This window comes from Bradyrhizobium sp. SPXBL-04, from assembly GCF_051853035.1.
Classification (GTDB): domain Bacteria; phylum Pseudomonadota; class Alphaproteobacteria; order Rhizobiales; family Xanthobacteraceae; genus Bradyrhizobium; species Bradyrhizobium zhanjiangense.
Genome location: NZ_CP182472.1, coordinates 772,048 through 788,815, shown reverse-complemented (window position 1 = coordinate 788,815; position 16,768 = coordinate 772,048). Strand labels below are relative to the sequence as shown.

General features: G+C 65.3%; 15 protein-coding genes. 3 read left to right on the top strand and 12 right to left on the bottom strand.

Annotation, left to right across the window (positions count from 1 at the left end):
* Positions 1 to 50 precede the first annotated feature (50 nt).
* The 4 genes from phnE (ACNJX8_RS03580) to phnC all read right to left on the bottom strand — a co-directional run bounded on the left by phnE (ACNJX8_RS03580) (position 51) and on the right by phnC (position 3,678).
* Positions 51 to 899, bottom strand: coding sequence for a phosphonate ABC transporter, permease protein PhnE (gene phnE / locus ACNJX8_RS03580; RefSeq protein ID WP_439359649.1), 849 nt, complete (start codon positions 897 to 899; stop codon positions 51 to 53).
* Positions 896 to 1,780 carry a phosphonate ABC transporter, permease protein PhnE gene (phnE, locus tag ACNJX8_RS03575; RefSeq protein WP_439359648.1) on the bottom strand — a complete coding sequence of 295 codons (885 nt, stop codon included), beginning with the start codon at positions 1,778 to 1,780 and terminating at the stop codon, positions 896 to 898. Before phnE (ACNJX8_RS03575) ends, phnE (ACNJX8_RS03580) begins: the two co-directional genes overlap by 4 nt.
* A gap of 92 nt (positions 1,781 to 1,872) precedes the next feature.
* Positions 1,873 to 2,808 carry a phosphonate ABC transporter substrate-binding protein gene (gene phnD, locus ACNJX8_RS03570; RefSeq protein ID WP_439359647.1) on the bottom strand — a complete coding sequence of 312 codons (936 nt, stop codon included), beginning with the start codon at positions 2,806 to 2,808 and terminating at the stop codon, positions 1,873 to 1,875.
* Between the two features lie 60 nt (positions 2,809 to 2,868).
* Positions 2,869 to 3,678 (bottom strand): phosphonate ABC transporter ATP-binding protein, encoded by an 810-nt coding sequence (gene phnC / locus ACNJX8_RS03565; protein WP_128947232.1) that lies wholly within the window; start codon positions 3,676 to 3,678, stop codon positions 2,869 to 2,871.
* Between the two features lie 174 nt (positions 3,679 to 3,852).
* Between phnC and ACNJX8_RS03560 the strand changes: the two genes are divergently transcribed.
* From ACNJX8_RS03560 to ACNJX8_RS03550, 3 genes are read left to right on the top strand one after another with little or no spacing between them, the layout of a single operon-like run.
* Positions 3,853 to 4,524, top strand: a complete 672-nt coding sequence (locus ACNJX8_RS03560) for a chloramphenicol acetyltransferase (RefSeq protein ID WP_439359646.1) — start codon at positions 3,853 to 3,855, stop codon at positions 4,522 to 4,524.
* A complete protein-coding gene (locus tag ACNJX8_RS03555) occupies positions 4,521 to 5,714 on the top strand; it encodes an alpha-D-ribose 1-methylphosphonate 5-triphosphate diphosphatase (protein ID WP_439359645.1) in 1,194 nt (397 codons plus the stop codon). Before ACNJX8_RS03560 ends, ACNJX8_RS03555 begins: the two co-directional genes overlap by 4 nt.
* A gap of 18 nt (positions 5,715 to 5,732) precedes the next feature.
* Positions 5,733 to 6,431, top strand: a complete 699-nt coding sequence (locus ACNJX8_RS03550) for a DUF1045 domain-containing protein (RefSeq protein WP_439359644.1) — start codon at positions 5,733 to 5,735, stop codon at positions 6,429 to 6,431.
* A 212-nt stretch (positions 6,432 to 6,643) separates the two neighbouring features.
* Here the strand turns inward: ACNJX8_RS03550 and ACNJX8_RS03545 are convergent, their stop codons facing one another.
* From ACNJX8_RS03545 to serA, 8 genes are all read right to left on the bottom strand, one after another.
* Positions 6,644 to 7,252 carry a hypothetical protein gene (locus ACNJX8_RS03545; protein WP_439361799.1) on the bottom strand — a complete coding sequence of 203 codons (609 nt, stop codon included), beginning with the start codon at positions 7,250 to 7,252 and terminating at the stop codon, positions 6,644 to 6,646.
* A gap of 83 nt (positions 7,253 to 7,335) precedes the next feature.
* Positions 7,336 to 8,736: a selenium-binding protein SBP56-related protein gene (locus tag ACNJX8_RS03540; protein ID WP_439359643.1), complete on the bottom strand. Its 1,401-nt coding sequence runs from the start codon at positions 8,734 to 8,736 to the stop codon at positions 7,336 to 7,338.
* 272 nt (positions 8,737 to 9,008) lie between these two features.
* Entirely contained in the window at positions 9,009 to 9,950 is a 942-nt protein-coding gene (locus tag ACNJX8_RS03535) for a dihydrodipicolinate synthase family protein (protein ID WP_439359642.1), read from the bottom strand.
* A 139-nt stretch (positions 9,951 to 10,089) separates the two neighbouring features.
* Positions 10,090 to 12,171 (bottom strand): methyl-accepting chemotaxis protein, encoded by a 2,082-nt coding sequence (locus tag ACNJX8_RS03530; protein ID WP_439359641.1) that lies wholly within the window; start codon positions 12,169 to 12,171, stop codon positions 10,090 to 10,092.
* Between the two features lie 121 nt (positions 12,172 to 12,292).
* Complete coding sequence (locus tag ACNJX8_RS03525) at positions 12,293 to 13,063, bottom strand: enoyl-CoA hydratase (protein ID WP_249759243.1); 771 nt, start codon at positions 13,061 to 13,063, stop codon at positions 12,293 to 12,295.
* 13 nt (positions 13,064 to 13,076) lie between these two features.
* On the bottom strand, positions 13,077 to 13,526 hold the full coding sequence (locus tag ACNJX8_RS03520; protein WP_128931079.1) for a MarR family winged helix-turn-helix transcriptional regulator: 450 nt from the start codon (positions 13,524 to 13,526) through the stop codon (positions 13,077 to 13,079).
* A gap of 48 nt (positions 13,527 to 13,574) precedes the next feature.
* Entirely contained in the window at positions 13,575 to 15,236 is a 1,662-nt protein-coding gene (locus ACNJX8_RS03515) for a tannase/feruloyl esterase family alpha/beta hydrolase (RefSeq protein ID WP_439361798.1), read from the bottom strand.
* 82 nt (positions 15,237 to 15,318) lie between these two features.
* On the bottom strand, positions 15,319 to 16,563 hold the full coding sequence (gene serA / locus ACNJX8_RS03510; RefSeq protein ID WP_128931078.1) for a phosphoglycerate dehydrogenase: 1,245 nt from the start codon (positions 16,561 to 16,563) through the stop codon (positions 15,319 to 15,321).
* Positions 16,564 to 16,768 lie beyond the last annotated feature (205 nt).

Here is a 16,768-nt window from a genome sequence, read left to right as displayed (position 1 = left end):
GCGAGAAGCGGTGGGCACGCTTCGCTTTGCCCACCCTACGGCAGCGGTGATTAAGCGACAGCCCTTCGCCCGATAATCGCAAAGCGCAGCTTGCCCGAGATGAAATCGATCGCAGCAACCGCAATCAAAATCATCAGGATCAGGAACGACACCTTCTGCCATTCCAGCACGCGGATCTGCTCGGCGAGCTGGAGGCCGATGCCGCCGGCACCGACGATGCCGATGATGGTGGCCGAGCGCGTGTTGGATTCGATGAAGTAGAGCACCTGGCCGGCGATCACGGGCAGCACCTGCGGCAGCAGGCCAAAGCGGATCTCGTGCAGCGTGCTGCCGCCGGAGGCGCGGATGCCTTCGACCTGCCTCTGGTCGGCGCCCTCGATCGCCTCCGAGAACAGTTTGCCGAAGGCACCGAAATCCGACACGGCGATGGCGAGCACGCCGGCGAACGGGCCGAGCCCGACCACATTGATCCACACCAGCGCCCAGATCAGCGTGTCGACGCCGCGGATCGAATCGAGGAAGCGGCGAACCGGGAAGCGCAGGATGATTGACGGCACCACGTTGCGCGCGGCCAGCAGGCTGACCGGCAGCGCGAACAGGGCGGCGAGCGTCGTGCCCAGCAGCGCGATCGACAGCGTCTCGCCCAGCGCTTTCAGATAGACCGGCAGCGAGGAGCCGGGATCGGGCGGGATCATCATCAGGCTGATCCAGCCGAGCTGGCTGAGACCGGCGAGGAACCGCGACGGCGAGAAGTCGAGATCGACCAGGCCGTAAGTGAGGATCGCAAACGCCGCGACGATCATCGCGGGCGTTGCAAGCCGCGCCGAGGCCGGCCGGTCGAATACATCGGGGTAGCGCGCACGGATCTCTCGCGTGTCGACCTGCTGCGGCTTCGTCACGTCCGCGCCTCCTTGCCGAACAGGCGGCCGCGCAGCCAGCCGGTGGCGATGTCGATGATGAAGACGGTGACGATGATGGTGAGCAGGATCGCGCTGACGTCGGAGTAATAGAACTTGCGGATAGCGACCACGAGTTCCTGGCCGATGCCGCCGGCGCCGACAAAACCCATCACAGAGGCTTCGCGGACGTTGATCTCGAAGCGCAACAGCGCGTAGCTGGCATAACCCGCGGTGACCTGCGGCACGACGGCGAAGCGCATGCAGGAGAGCCAGCTCGCGCCGGTCGAGCGGATTCCCTCGACCGGCTTCATGTCGGCATTCTCGACGATCTCCGAGAACAGCTTGCCGAGCGCGCCGGTGGAATGGATCGCGATCGCGAGCACGCCGGCCATGGGTCCGAGTCCGAAGGCGATGACGAACACCAGCGCGAATACGATGCCGGGAACGGTGCGGGCGAATTCGAGCAGGCGACGCACGACAAAGCGCAGCCAGGGCGCGGGCGAGGTATTCTCCGCCGCGAAGAAATTCAGGGCAAAGGCGAAGGTCGCGCCAATCAGCGTGCCGACATAGGAGATCAGCAGGGTCTCGCCCAGCATCCTCAGCCATTTGCGCCAGCCCCACAGCCACTCGCCGACATCGGTCCAGACCCGCTGGCCGCTGTCGAGTGTGAGGACGCGGTCGAAATAGCTGATGAAGTTGCCGAAATAGGTGAACAGCGTGCGCAAATTCACTTCGGCGCCGATCGCGGCGAGAACCAGCGCTGCGGCAAAGATACCGGCTCCCACCAGCAGACGCCATCGCCTGCGCGCGACCGCCTGGCGATAGGCGGCGTTGAGCACGGCAAGCTGCTGCTCGGGGAGGATCGAAACCGCGGCGGTCATCTTGTCAGGGAGAGTGGCCTGTAAGAGAGAATGGCCTGTAAAAAGAGAAAGAGCCGGGTCCGTCGACCCGGCTCGAGTAGCTCGTCCTGAGATCAGGACGCCTTCTTCTTACGCAGCGCATCGACGAACTTGATCAGCTCGATCGTGCCATCCCAGTCCTTGGTGGTGGCGGGATGAAAACCCTTCTTCTGGCCGTCGGAGAGACGGTCGAATGCCGCCTTGTCCTTGCTCGGAGCGTCGAAGAACGCCTTGGCGATGGCGGCCTTGGCATCTTCCGGGAGATCCGAGTTGTAGGCGTAGGGGCCGTTGATGATCGGCGCCGACTTGTGGATGATGCGGAAATCGTCCTTTTTCATCGCCGAGCCATCGGCACTCTTCAGCATGCCCTTGGTCAGCATCTGCGCCAGCGTCGAATCGTCATCGCTGGTCCACTGGTTGGCGGCAACGTCGACCGTGCCCTGCGCCAGCGCCAGCATCGCGTTCTCGTGGCTGCCGGTGAAGACGACCTTGCTGAAATAGCTGTCGGCATCGTGGATGCCCATCTTGTCGAGCTCGAAGCGCGGCACATTGTTTCCGGAAGTCGAGTTCGGATCGACGAGGCCGAGATTCTTGCCCTTGAGGTCATCGACCTTCTTGTAGGCGCTGCTCGCCTTGACGAAGAACACGGAGTAGTAGCCGGTCGAACCGTCGGCGTTGATGTCGTTAGCGAAGGCATCGGTCTTGACGCCGGTCAAACGTGCGCGCGCGAACGAGGCCGAGCCGTAGCTGGCGATATGGATGTTGCCGGCGCGCTGGCCTTCGATGACGGCGGCGTAGTCGTTGGCGATGCGCAGCGTGACCTTCACGCCCAATTCCTTGGAGAGATAGGTCATGAACGGCGCCCAGCGCTCGGTGACGCCGGAGGCGTTCTCCGCCGGCACGACCGCGAAGGTCAATTCGGGATATTTGGTTTTCCAGTCGTCCGCGGAGGCGGAAGTCGTGAACGCGAGCGCGGCGGCGCCGGCAAGGATCAATCTGCGAGTGATCATGATACCCTCTTCATCGGTTGGGGTCGGTTGACGCAAAGACTTGAACTAAACAGGCTAGGCTCAGGCCGCCGCGGCCGTCCCGAGCGCCGGAACGCCCTCGGGCGCCGGGACGGGCATGCCGCCCATGACGTCGGCGGCTTCGAGATCGTAGAGCTCGCGCGCCACGCGATCGGTCAGCGCGGACGGCGCGCCGTCGAACACCACGCGGCCCGCGGCCATGCCGATCAGGCGGTCGCAATAGCTGCGCGCCAGATCGAGTGAATGCAGATTGCAGAGCACCGTAATGCCGAAATGCTTGTTGATGCGCAGCAGCGCATCCATCACGATCTTGGTGTTGCGCGGATCGAGCGAGGCGATCGGCTCGTCGGCGAGGATGATATCGGGCTGCTGCACCAGCGCGCGGGCGATCGCGACACGTTGCTGCTGGCCGCCCGAGAGCTGGTCGGCGCGCTGGGCGGCGAGCGCAGCGATGTCGAACTGCTCCAGCGCGGACATCGCCAGAGCCTTGTCCTGCTCGGGCCAGAGCTGCGACAGCGAGCGCCAGGCCGGCATCGTTGCGAGGCGCCCCATCAGGACGTTGGTGAGAACATCGAGCCGGCCGACCAGGTTGAATTGCTGGAAGATCATCGCCGAACGCGCCCGCCACTGCCGCAACTCCTTGCCGCGCAGCGCGGTGACGTCGACGCCGTCGAACAGGATGCGCCCCTCAGTCGGCGTCACCAGCCGGTTGATGGTCCGCAACAGGGTCGACTTGCCGGCGCCGGACCGTCCGATCACACCGACGAAGCCGCCGGGGGAGACTTGAAACGAAGCGTCGTCCACCGCGGCTTTTGCACCGAAGCGACACGTCAGACCTTCCACCACCAGCATGCAGCGCTCCAGATTAACTGGAGCCCACCGCTAACGCCGGCGCTTAACACTTGTGTGACATCCGCGTTGCGGTGCGGCGATCCAACACACGTCATCCCCTGTCATCGCCGCGTCATGACATTGTCATCAAGCCGCTCGAAGAGGAACGCCCCGCCCTCGCGCTTCGGATACGACATGGCCGCCAAAGCTCTTTCGATTCAGCCGACCATCGATCCCTCGGCCAAGCTGCACGAGGCCAGGCTCGGCGCCTACACCGAGGTCGGCGCGCGCACGATCCTGCATGAAGTGACGATGGGCGATTACTCCTATGTCGTCGACGACGCCCAGATCACCTACACGACCATCGGAAAATTCTGCTCGATCGCGGCGATGACACGGATCAATCCGGGCAATCATCCGATGCACCGCGCGACCCAGGCGCACTTCACCTATCGGTCGAGCGCCTACTTCGAAGGCGAGAGCGACGACACCGAGTTCTTCGACTGGCGGCGCCAGCATCACGTCCATATCGGTCACGACGTCTGGATCGGCCATGGCGCGATCGTGCTGCCGGGCCGCAACATCGGCACCGGCGCGGTGATCGCGGCCGGCGCGATCGTCACCAAGGACGTGCCGGCCTACACCATCGTCGCCGGCAACCCGGCGCGCATCGTGCGGCGACGGTTCTCGGAGGAGATCGCCGGACGGCTCGCCAAGCTCGCCTGGTGGGACTGGGATCACGACAAATTGCGTGAAGCGCTGCCCGATTTCCGCAGGCTCGGGATTGAAGATTTCCTCGCGACATACGAAGCACGGGCGAGCTCTTTCACCGGTTCTCCTGCCAGCAAACGAAGCGCGGTCGCGTGACAGACATTTTCCTTGAAGGCGGCCGGGCCCTGATCGGCGCCGAGCTCGTCGAAACCTCCCTGCTCGTGTCCGGAACTGATATCGCGCAGGTCGATGCCTCTCGCGGCCGCGCGCGGCTGGCGATCGACGCCCGCAACCTGCTGGTGTTGCCCGGCATCGTCGATCTGCATGGCGATGCCTTCGAGCGCCAGATGATGCCGCGCGCCGGCGTCGATTTTCCGATCGACGTCGCGCTCGCCGACAGCGACCGCCAAGCGATCAGCAACGGCATCACAACGGTGTTCCACGCCACGACCTGTTCGTGGGAGCCGGGCCTGCGCAGCGTCGACAATGCGCGCGGCCTGATGGAGGCGATCGAGAGGCAGCGTCCGCAATTCGCCGCCGACACCCGCTTCCACCTGCGACACGAGACCTACAATCTCGATGCCGAGGCCGAGATCGCCCAGTGGCTCGCGGAAGGCCGCGTCGACCTGTTCGCCTTCAATGACCACATGGACGGCACCGTTGCCGACATGGCCAAGCCTCGCAAGCGCAACCGGATGGTGGAGCGCACCGGGCTATCGAGCGAGGAGTTTGACCGGCTAGTCGAACGTGTGGTGGCGCGCGCCGCCGACGTTCCAGCCTCCGTGTCGCGGCTCGCCGCTACGGCCCGCGCTGCCGGGGTGCGGATGCTCTCGCATGACGACGCGACGCCGGCGATGCGCCAGGAGTTTCGCGAGCTCGGTGCGATGATTGCCGAGTTTCCGATCAACGTGGAGACTGCGCGAGCGGCAGCAAGCCACGGCGATGCCATCGTCTATGGCGCGCCGAACGTCGTGCGCGGCGGCAGCCACACCGGCTGGACCAGGGCGTCGGACATGATCGCCAAGGGCCTCTGCTCGGTGCTGGCGTCGGACTATTACTATCCCGCACAGCTGCTCGCCGCATTCCGGCTCGCCGCCGACGGCGTGCTGCCGCTGGAGAAGGCCTGGGATTTGGTCTCTGCCGGGCCTGCCCGTGCAACCGGCCTCACCGATCGCGGCATCCTCGCGGAAGGACGCCGCGCCGACATTCTTTTGGTCGACGATAGCGTGCAGCTGCGGCCGCGGCTGATCGCCGTGATATCAGGCGGCAAGCTCGTGCATCTCACCGATGCGACGCGGCTGCTCACAGCGGCGGCGATGCCACGCGAGACTGTCGTTGCGGCATGAATTGGCTATGCTGAGGCAATGACAGGTTTTCCCCGCTACGCGATCTATTTTGCCGCCGGCGCCGACGGCGCCCTCTCCCGCTTTGGCGCCGAGCTGCTCGGCTACGATGCCTACACCGACGACGAGGTGCCGTTTCCGCGCGAGGCACTGCATGTCGCGGCCGACTGGCGCGACGTCACCGCCGATCCCCGCAAATACGGCTTCCACGGCACGCTGAAGGCGCCGATGACGCTGGCGGCCGGCAGAACCGAGGCCGAGCTTGCGGCGGCCTGTGCGGCATTCGCCAGCAAGCCGCGGCCGATCCCGGCGATCCGACCGGTCGTCGATTCCATCAGCGGCTTCATTGCCGTCATTCCGGCTGAGCCCGTCCACACGCTCCAGCAGCTCGCCGCCGATTGCGCTCGCGAGTTCGACTCGTTCCGCGCCGCGATGACGGCGGAAGATCGCGCACGTCGCAGGCCTGAGAAGCTGAGCGAGCGGCAGCGCGACTATCTCGACCGCTGGGGTTACCCTTACGTCATGGAAGAATTCCGCTTCCACATGACGCTGACGGGGCGGCTGGACGCCGAGCGCCGCGGGCCGATTCTGGAGATGCTGCGGAGGAGGTTTGCGACGTTGAAGCTTGATGCGCTGACGATAGATCGGATCGCGCTGTTCAAGCAGGATGATCCCAAGGCTCGCTTCCGCATCGTCGGCGAGTGGGCTTTGGCGCGATAAAGCTTGATGGGATGAGGCATTGATCGTTGCAACGAGCGAAGTGCACTCCCTCTCCCGCTTGCGGGAGAGGGTTGGGGAGAGGGTGTCTCCACGATGGGACAATCCCCAAGAGGAGAGAGCCCTCACCCGGCGCTTCGCGCCGACCTCTCCCGCAAGCGGGAGAGGTGAACCACCCGCGGCAATCGATTCAACCTAACGCCATTCCGCTTTAGTCACTGCCGGCTCGACAGATTGAAGGCGAGCGCCACGACGCCAACCACGATGAGGCTGGCCGCCCAGATCAGATCCAGATTGAACCAGCTTCGCGAGACAAACCTCAATCCGAGATAGCGGTATACCAGCCACGCCAGACATCCGCCCGCGCCGATCATGGCGGCAACGTGCACCAGTGACACCAGCACCGCCATCCCAAGACTTGTCTTCACAAGACTTGCCTTCATTAGCGCGCCGGCGGCCTCATGGCCGGCATCGAGTTCGAAGGCCTGGCAGAGACCGAGATAGATCGGCACCAGCATCAAGGCGGCGCCGTGAGCAATGGCAACAGCAAATGACCAGAGCGCCAATTGCGTTGGCGGAATTCGGGCCAGCGCGCGCGGATGACGCCGCTCGATCAGCCGATAGACGCCAAAGCCGATGACGAGAAGGCTCGCACCGATCTGGATCGAGCGCTGCCACTCGGCCAGCACGAGCAGCAGCGCGAATGGCAGCAGAACGAGAAGCGTTGCCAGGAGATGTCCGGCCGCCAGAGCCAACAATGCACGGAAGAGCGCGCGCGGGCTCTTGTCCATGAGCCCGGCCGATACGGCGAGCGGCCATCCCATCCCCGGATTGATCCCGTGATAGAGACCGCTCGCAACAAGCGCGAGCCAGAGCCAGCCAAGCGCCGGGCTCGCGTGTCCCCAATCTAGGCCGACGGGTAGCAAAAGGAGTCCGTCGAACAATCGCCGCCCTCCAGCCTGATCTGGTGCGCACGATATCCGTCGGGGAAGCTCACGAAGTAATCCTTGTCGAGCTCGAGGCCGCCGTCGCGACCGACATTGGCCATGACCTCCACGCCCGGAACTCCGTCGGGATAGAACTGGTCATCCCAGGTGGAATAGAGCGAATTGGTCCAGTACACGCGCCTGCCGTCGCGGCTGATCTCGACCATCTGCGGACCGGCCGCGAATGCCTTGCCGTTCGGATGCGGCGTGCGGCGCGCGATGCCGCCGATGTGGACCGAGCCTGCATGCTTTGGCTTGCGCGGATCACTGACGTCGTACTGGCGCATTTCACCCGTTCCCCAGCACGAGACATAGAGAAAACGATCATCCATCGACAGGTCGATATCGGTCACCAGCGGCGGCACGGCGCCAAAGCCTTGCAGCAGCGGCGGGAGCTTCTCCTTTGGCGCAGGCTCGGGCGGGATCGTCGCCGTCTTCTCCACGTGGAACGTCCCGCCGTCTCGCCACCAGGTCCAGATCGATGCTTCGAGATTCGTGGTGTCGACCACGACGCCGACGAAGCCGTACTCGCGAACCGGATCATGCGCCGGTCGTACTTCCAGGGCCATCTGATGATTGGCGCCGAGGTCGATGGTCTGGACGTTGCGACGGGCGCGAAGATCCCAGAAGTGGAGACGATGGCCATATTTATTCGCAAGCAGATCTTCCGGGACGATCCCGTTCTCGAACTGCGGCGGCAACGCCCATTCACTCGTCACCATGTAGTCGCGCGGCAGGTTCCACCAGAAATCATAGTGCAGCGTCTGCGGACCACGGTCGATCTCCCATCGTCCCAGGACCTCGAACGTCTCGCAATCCATGATGAAAACGCCTGGAGGACCGTTGGTGCCGTCTTTGCCGCCACCGCCCAGCGTGCTCACATAGATGCCGTCCGGCCCGCAATGGATGGTATGCGGCCGCGAGTAACCGGTCTTCTTGAAGACTTCCTCGGGCTCGATGATCTTGTGAATCTTGGCTTTGGTCGGATCCGGCTTGGTGTCGATGATGTAGATCCGCGACGAGCGCAGTCCGGGGATGATGAGATAGCGCCGCTCGATGAAGGCATGTCCGGTGAGTGGCGACAAGGCGGAGGAGCAGGCATTCCAGCCGAAGTGATGAAACTCATCGCCCTTGTTGGGCATCGTCACGGTATGGACGATTTGGCTGTAGGTCGGCGATCCCGGCTTGACGTCGATGACCGCGAGAGCATCGGGTTTTGAGAAATCTGGACTGAGCAGCAACGTGTAGGCAAAGTTCTCCGCTGGTGCTTCCATCGCAAGCTTGGGCGATGCGTGAAAGGTGGGATCCGGCCTCATCGTCATGGCACTGCCTCCCTGTTTCGTTGGCTCGCTCCAACCTGGCCCGGGATAACGGCATAATGAAGAGGTGTTACGCGATGTCTCGGGGTTGCTCCGCAGGGCCCTGGTTGGCGCGCGTATAATATGTCATCGCCGGGCTGCGGGAAACGGGCGGAATCGCGTTAATTCGACGCCATCCGGCGAGATGGGCAGCCCCCCGTCATTGCGAGCGAAGCGAAGCAATCCAGGCTGCCTCCGCGGATACATTTGCAATGACGAGGGCCAAGAGAGTGCCCCTACTTCCCCCACCGCAGCGCCAGCGCATCGCGCTCCTTGGCCAGCTCCAGCAGCCCCGCGCGCGTCGCCGGATGCAGCGGTTGGAGCGGATGGCGCACGGTGTCCGACTTGATCACCCCGCCGGCCTGCATCATCACCTTGCAGGCGATCAGGCCGCATTGGCGGTTCTCGTAATTGATCAGCGGCAGCCAGCGCTCATAGGCGGCTTTCGCCTCTTCGCGCTTGCCGGCGAAATAGGGATCGATGATCTGGCGGATGCCGTCGGGATAGCCGCCGCCGGTCATCGCGCCAGTGGCGCCGGCATCGAGGTCGGCCAGCAGCGTGATCGCCTCCTCGCCGTCCCAGGGGCCCTCGATGTCCTTGCCGCCCGCCTCGATCAGGCTGCGCAGCTTGGCAGCGGCGAAGGGCACCTCGATCTTGAAATAGCGGATGTTGGCGAGCTCGCGTGCCAGCCGCGCGAGCAGATCGACGGAGAGCGGCGTGCCGGCCACAGGCGCATCCTGGATCATGATGGGAATGTTGATCGCGTCCGAGAGCACCTTGAAGAATTCGACGACGCCTTTCTCGGGCACGCGGAAGGTCGCGCCGTGATAGGGCGGCATGACCATCACCATGGCAGCGCCGGCCGCCTCGGCCTGCCGGCTGCGCGCGGCGCAGACGGCCGAGCTGAAATGCGTGGTGGTGACGATCACGGGAACCCGGCCCGCCACATGTTCCAGCACCGTATGCATCACCGTTTCGCGCTCGGCATCGGTGAGCACGAACTGCTCGGAGAAATTGGCGAGGATGCAGAGGCCGTTCGAGCCGGCATCGATCATGAAATCGATGCAGCGACGCTGGCCCTCGAGGTCGAGCTCGCCGCGCTCGTCGAAGATGGTGGGCGCGACCGGGAACACGCCGCGATAGGGGCGCTGGACCTTGTGTTGTGGCGTGACCGGCATCGAACTCTCCATCCCTGATGTCTCTTACGTCTGTCTCAAGCGCTCGCGGAGCGAGGCGGCACAGATGTACCCGCCGCGCGGACCGGCGGCAATGCCCGCGCGCCGTTGGATGGAAGAACTGAGAGGGACTACGAGGCGACTACGCGGTCTTTACGGCGCCCAAGAAGCCCTCGACCGCGACGCGGAGACGATCGGCGTCGGCCGACATCTTCTTGACGGAATCCGACAACATCGTGCCGGCGTTGCCGGTCTCCTGGTTCAGCCTGGCGACGCTGCCGATGGTATCGGTGACTTCGCGGGTGCCTTGTGCGGCCTGCTGGAAGTTGCGCGAGATCTCGGTGGTCGCCGCGCGCTGCTGCTCGACGGCGGCGGCAATCGCCGTCATCTTCTCGTCGATGCCGCTGATGGCGCCGCCGATTGAACGGATGGCAGCCACGGCCTGGCCGGTGGCGCCCTGGATTTCCTCGACCTGGCGCGAGATCTCTTCGGTCGCGGTTGCGGTCTGCGCCGCAAGGCTCTTGACCTCGCCGGCGACCACGGCAAAGCCGCGGCCGGCCTCGCCGGCACGCGCCGCTTCGATGGTGGCGTTCAAGGCCAAGAGGTTGGTCTGGCCGGCAATGGCGTTGATCATCTTCACGACCTCGCTGATGCGGCTTGCGGTCTGGTCGAGGATCTCCACCGTCGCATTGGTCTGCTCGGCCTGCGCTACGGCCTCGCGGGCCTCGCGGGCGCTGGACTGCACCTGCGCGGAGATCTCGCCGACGGATGCGGAGAGTTCCTCGGTCGCGGCCGCGATGGTCTCGAGATTGTTGGTGGCCTGCTCGGCCGCGGAGGAGACCGCCGCGGTCTGGCTGCCCGATTCCGAAACCAGCGAGCGCACGTCAGTCGCAGTGGCATCGAGCTCCTTCGTCGACGCTACGACGCTCTGGATGACCGCCTGCACCGTATCGTCGAAGCTGCGGCAGGCCGCATCGACGGTGCCGGAGCGGGCGAGCTGGAGCGCCTGCTGCGAGTCGCGCTCCTGGCCCAGGCGTTCGGCGGTCGCCGCGCTTTCGCGCAGGCTTTCGAGCGCGGCGGCCATCGTGCCGAACTCGTCGGGATGCCGGGATTGCGGCACCGGAGTCGCATAGTCGCGCGCGCTGATGCGGGCGATGGCATCGAGAATGGCGCGCACCGGGCGCATGAGGCGATTGCGCACCACGAACACGCCGGCCAGGGTCACGGCCAGCGCCAGCAGGAACGCGAGCGACTGCACGATCAGATTGGTGAGGGCTTTCTGCTGAACCGTCTCCGCGCGTGCGATCGACTGGTCGAGGGCCTTGTTGGCGATCGCGACAATGGACGCGAACGGCGACTGGCACAGCGCGTTCCATTCCGCGGCGGGCATCGCGGGACGGCCGCTGCCGTCGAAGCCTTTGGTCAGCTCGCCGATCTGCTTGAGGACACCGTTGGTCTTGGCGCGCGCCTCCTTGGCCGCGTTGGCGAGGTCCGCGGTCACATCAGGCGCAGCCAGCAACTCGTCCATGCCGGTCCAGCCGGCGGTGACGATGCCGTTCCAGCCGGCCACGGTCTGCTTCTGAGTCTCGTCGAGCGGCTTGGAGCTGTTGACGTTCGGGCGCAGGGTCGAGCACTGGATGCCGTAGCGGTCGCGCACCTGCCAGGCGAGGCGGCGGGCCTGGATCATGCGGGCGATGAAAGGATCGTTCATCCAGGCGCGGTTCGACACCGCGGTGGACGCGAGATTGGCGGTCTCGATCACCCTGGTGACGGCATCGTACCAGGCGGCGGTGCGCTCCACCTTGCGCTCGCCGCGCGGCTGCTTGGCCTCGTCGTAGAACAGCTGGAATTTCGGCGCGGCCTCGCTCCAACGCTGCTTCAGCGTGCTCGCAAGCTCGTCCCGGCGGGCGAATTCGACGGTGGAGAGCGCGGCCATGATGGCGTCAAAGCCGGCCTGCTCTGCCTTCTCGGCGGCGCCGAGCTTGGCGCGCGGATCGTCCTCGCCGAGCAGCGCGCTCTGAGCATCGCCGCGATTGTTGCGCAAGGACAGCACGCCATGGAAAATCGCCTTGTCGGCGTTCGCGAGCCGTTCGGTTTCCAAACTGTCGCTGTAGCGGCCGAAGGCGCCGAACATCTGGATCGCCGTGCTGGTCAGCGCACCAACCGCCAGCAGCGCCATCAACACCAGGAGAAGCGTGCTTACCGATTTCTTAAACATTGCCATGGGTCGGGGCCTACTCGTCACGAATAGGCCACCTTGCATCGCGACATGCCAAGGTTTGGTTAAAACTCTAATCAAACACCTGCGGTTGTGCCTGCGGCGCCTCCCCAGCAGCCACGCTCTCTCACCCAACCTTGGTGAAGTCAGGCGGACGGCGCTCCGCAAAGGCGGTGAATGCCTCGCGCGCTTCGGCGGTGCGCAGGCGCTGCGCGAACTGCTCGCCCTCCGCGTTCATCTGCGCGACCAGCGCCTCGCCATTGCGCATCAGCTTCTTGGTGGCGATGAGCGCGCCGGCCGGCTGACGAGCCAGACGCTGGGCGAGTGCGAGCGCCTCGGTATCGAGCCGGTCGAGCGGCACCACGCGGTTGGCGAGGCCCCATTCCAGCGCGGCCTGCGCCGGAACGGTTTCGCCGAGCGCAAACATCTCGTAGGCGCGGGCATAGCCGATGCGCGCCGGCATCAAAAGGCTGGAGGCGGCTTCCGGCACCAGCGCCAGGCTGACGAAGGGCGTCGACAATTGCGCATTGTCGGCGAGCACGACGAGATCGCAATGCAACAGCATCGTGGTGCCGACACCGACGGCGCGGCCCTGCACGGCCGCAACCAGCGGCCGGGTGCATCGTGCCAGCGACTGGATGAAGCGCACGACGTTGCGGCTGCCTTCCGATTTGCCCGCAGCGACCGCCGCGAATTCGCCGACGTCGTTGCCGGCGGTGAACATGTCGCCCTCGCCGCGGATCAGGATCACGCGGGCCGACGGATCGAACTCGGCGGATTCGATGCTGTCGGCGAGCTTGCCGTACATCGCGTCCGTGAGCGCGTTCTTCTTGTCGGGGCGCGCCAATGTCAGCGTGAGAATTCCGCCATTGCTCTCGATCCGGACGTGCTCGGTCATTCGTCTGCTCCTACTATTCGTCTGAACTTCTTGGGAACTTGTCCTGAATGCTCGTCAGCCAGCGCGCGACGATGTCGATCTCCGCACTGGTGAATCCCTCCGTCAGCGCCGCATTGATCTCCGCCGCGCCTGCTTTCGCCTGCGCCAGCGCGGTGCGCCCCTTCGGCGTCAGCCAGATCCGCCAGGCGCGTCCGTCCTCGCGGTCGGCCCGCCGCTCGATCAGTTTGGCGGCCGCGGTGCGGTCGACGAGGCCGGAAATGCCAGCCGGGCCAAGATCGAGCGCCGCGCCCGCCTCGCCCATCAGGACGCCGTCTTGTCGGCCGAGGATGAAGAGCAGCCCGGCCTGCGCCGGCGTCACTTCGCTCTCGGGTCGAGCCGCCATCCAGCGCTGCAACCGGCGTTGCGCGACGCTCAGGAGGTAGATCAGCCGATGGTGGCTCGCACCGGCTCCTTTATTTCGCATGCGAAATATATAGCTGAGCGCGAGGCGGTTGTCAAACGAGCGGTTTCGCTACGGCGCGCAGGTAAAGCTCGACGCCTCCGTCAACGGGCCGCTCTTGTAGTGCGGCCAGGCTGGCCAGCGGCACAGCGGCAGCGCGCGGGTCACCGCAAACGACGGCGCCTCGACCTTCTGCTCGGCGACTTCGAGATCGCCGGGCGCCTTGCCGTTCTCGACCCAGTCGACCAGCGCGCTCAGCACGTCGACATTAGCCGGCGCGCCGGAGCCGACATGGTCGACACCGGGGGCGGTGTAGAGCCGCGCAAACTCGGCCGTCTCGGCCTTGCCGAGCTTGCGCTCGACGCTCTCGAAATAGCGGATGCCGGCATAGGGGCTCTGCGCGTAGTCGGCCATGTGCTCGAGCATGATCAGCCGGCCGCCGCGCATCCGGAAGCGGCTGAGATCGGGATCGGTCGAATCCATCAGCTTGGAGACTTCGAGCAGCCGTGCCTTGTGCTCCTCCAGCTTGTAGGTGGTGACGTCGAGCTTGGGATCGCGCGCGAACACATATTGAATGCCGCCGGCACCGTAAATCCAGGCGATGCCGTTGTTGGGCGCAGGCGGCTGCGCGGGCGGCGCGGTGCCGAGCCACCAGGCCACCCAGCCGCCGGTCGGGCCGATTGCCGGCGTGTCCTCGCCGGAGATGCCCCAGCCCGGATAGTCGTCGAGACCGTTGGCGAGCGCGAACGGGAATTTGTAGGTGCCGTGCAGCGTGTTCACGGCCTTGATCTGCGCCTCGGTGAGGCACTGATCGCCGCTCTGGCCCGCCGCGCAGCGCAGCGTCTCGACCTTGAACGCCGCCTTGCAGGCGACCGGATCCTGCACCAGCGCATCGTCGGAGCCATCGGCCTTGTCGCAGGCCGCGCGCACCGCGTCACCCACGAGCTTGACCTGTGCCGGATTGATCCAGCCCTCGCCCATGGTCGCGAGACCAGAGCGGGTGCCGGCATGCTGCAAGCCGACCCAGTTGATGACGGGCACGCGGGCGAAGATACCGTCGAAATCGTCGGGGTAGCGCTGGGCCATGGTGAGGCCTTCGCGGCCACCCTCGGACGAGCCCATGAAATACATCTTGTCCGGCTTCCTGCCGTAGGCGCGCTGCATCAGCGCGACGGCTGCATCGCGCACCTTCTTGTAGGCGCGATGAGCGAAGTTCTCGAACGCTTCGTCGTTGAGCGCGAACAGCTGCGGTGGCTCGCCCTGCTTGGTCTCGTGGCCGGAATCGGTGCCATAGGTGACGAAGCCGCGCGCGAGCGGCGACGGCTTGTCGAACGGATAAGCCGGCGGCAGCGCAAGTCCCGTGATCAGCACGCCATTAAAACCGCCGCCGCCATATTGCAGCGAGCGCCCGTTCCATTCGACGGGAAGATTGACCTGGAATTTGATCGGCGGCGCCGTGGGATCGGTGGGATCGATATGGCCGAGCACCTTGCAGAAGCGCGGATTGGCCGGCGTGATGCGGCCCGACGGCGTCGGCCCGCGCTCGGCGACCGCGAGCTGCGACGGCGCCTGCAGGGTCGCGGAATCAATCTTCACGGCGTCAGTGCCGCCGACGAGCGCCGTGCAGACGGCATCTGCATCTTCCGCCAGCGTCGCCGCCGACACGCTGCCCGCAGTCAACGCAGCCGCGGTCCCTACGAGCAAAACACAGAGCTTCGCACGCATTTGCGCCATCGTTCCCCCCGATTTCTTGTTCTCGTTCGATCCGTCAGGAAGCCGCATTGAAGGCGACCTCCGGCCGGCCGTCAATGACGCGCTAGTGTTCGAACACCAGTCGCGCGCCGACCGTGCCATCGAGGGCGCGGATCTGCTGGAGCAGCGCGGCTGAATCCTGACCGCCGAGGTCGGCATCGAGCACGACGTAGCCGAGGTCGCCGGCGGTCTCCAGATATTGCGCGGCGATGTTGATGTCGCGCTGGAGGAAGACTTCGTTGAGCCGGCGCAGCATGCCGGGCACGTTGCGATGGACGTGGCTGAAGCGCGCGCCGGAGGGGCGTAAGTGCAGCTGCACCTCCGGAAAGTTCACCGCGCCCATGGTCGATCCCGTGATGAAATAGTCGATCAGCTTGCGCGCGACTTCGCCGCCGATGCGCTCCTGCGCCTCCTCGGTCGAGCCGCCGATATGCGGCGTGAGGATGACGTTCTCGAGGCCCTGCACCGGACTCTTGAACCGGTCCGCGTTCGAGGAGGGCTCGACCGGAAACACGTCGACGGCCGCGCCGGCGAGATGACCATCGCGCAAGGCGCGCGCGAGCGCATCGAGATCGACCACGGTGCCGCGGCTGTTGTTGATCAGGAACGAGCCTGATTTCATCGCCCGCAGCTCCTTCTCGCCGATCATGCCCGCAGTCTCCGGCGTCTCCGGCACGTGCAGGCTGACGATGTCGCTCTGCGCCAGCAGCTCTTCCAGTTTCTCGACCGGCTCGGTGTTGCCGTGGCGGAGCTTGTCGGTGCGGTCGAAATAGATCACACGCATGCCCATGGCTTCGGCGAGCGTTGAAAGCTGCGAGCCGATATTGCCGTAGCCGACGATGCCGAGCGTGCGGCCGCGCACCTCGCGGCTGCCGGTCGCCGACTTGTCCCAGCCGCCCCCATGCGCCGACACCGAGCGCGGAAAGATCCGCCGCAGCAGCATCACGATCTCGCCGATCACGAGCTCGGCAACGCTGCGCGTGTTGGAGAACGGTGCGTTGAAGACGGGAATGCCGCGCTTACGCGCCGCGGTGAGATCGACCTGGTTGGTTCCGACGCTGAAGCAGCCGACCGCGAGGAGCTGGTCGGCGGCGCCAAGCACCTCGTCGGTGATCTGGGTGCGCGAGCGGATGCCGAGCAGCGTCACGCCCTTGAGCGCCCGCCGCAGATCTTCGCCGTCCAGCGCCTTGGTCAGGCGCTCGACATTGGTAAAGCCCGCGCTTTTGAACAGGTCGACAGCGCTATCATTGACGCCTTCGAGCAGCAGCGCCTTCGCATTCCGCTCGGGGCTTTGGCCGGGGGCTGGCATGGTGTCTCCGTAAGTAGCAGCTTTGCCGCAGCTCATAGACCGCGGACGGTGCGCGGCACAATAGGAATTGGATACGGGGAGAAGATGGCGGCGGCCGGTAAGCAGGGAGGCACCGCTCTCAGCTTCAAAGTTGTCCTGGCGAAAGCCAGGACCCATTATCCCAGGCGCCTGGTGTCTGGCAATCTGGGGCCACGAAATCCCCAAA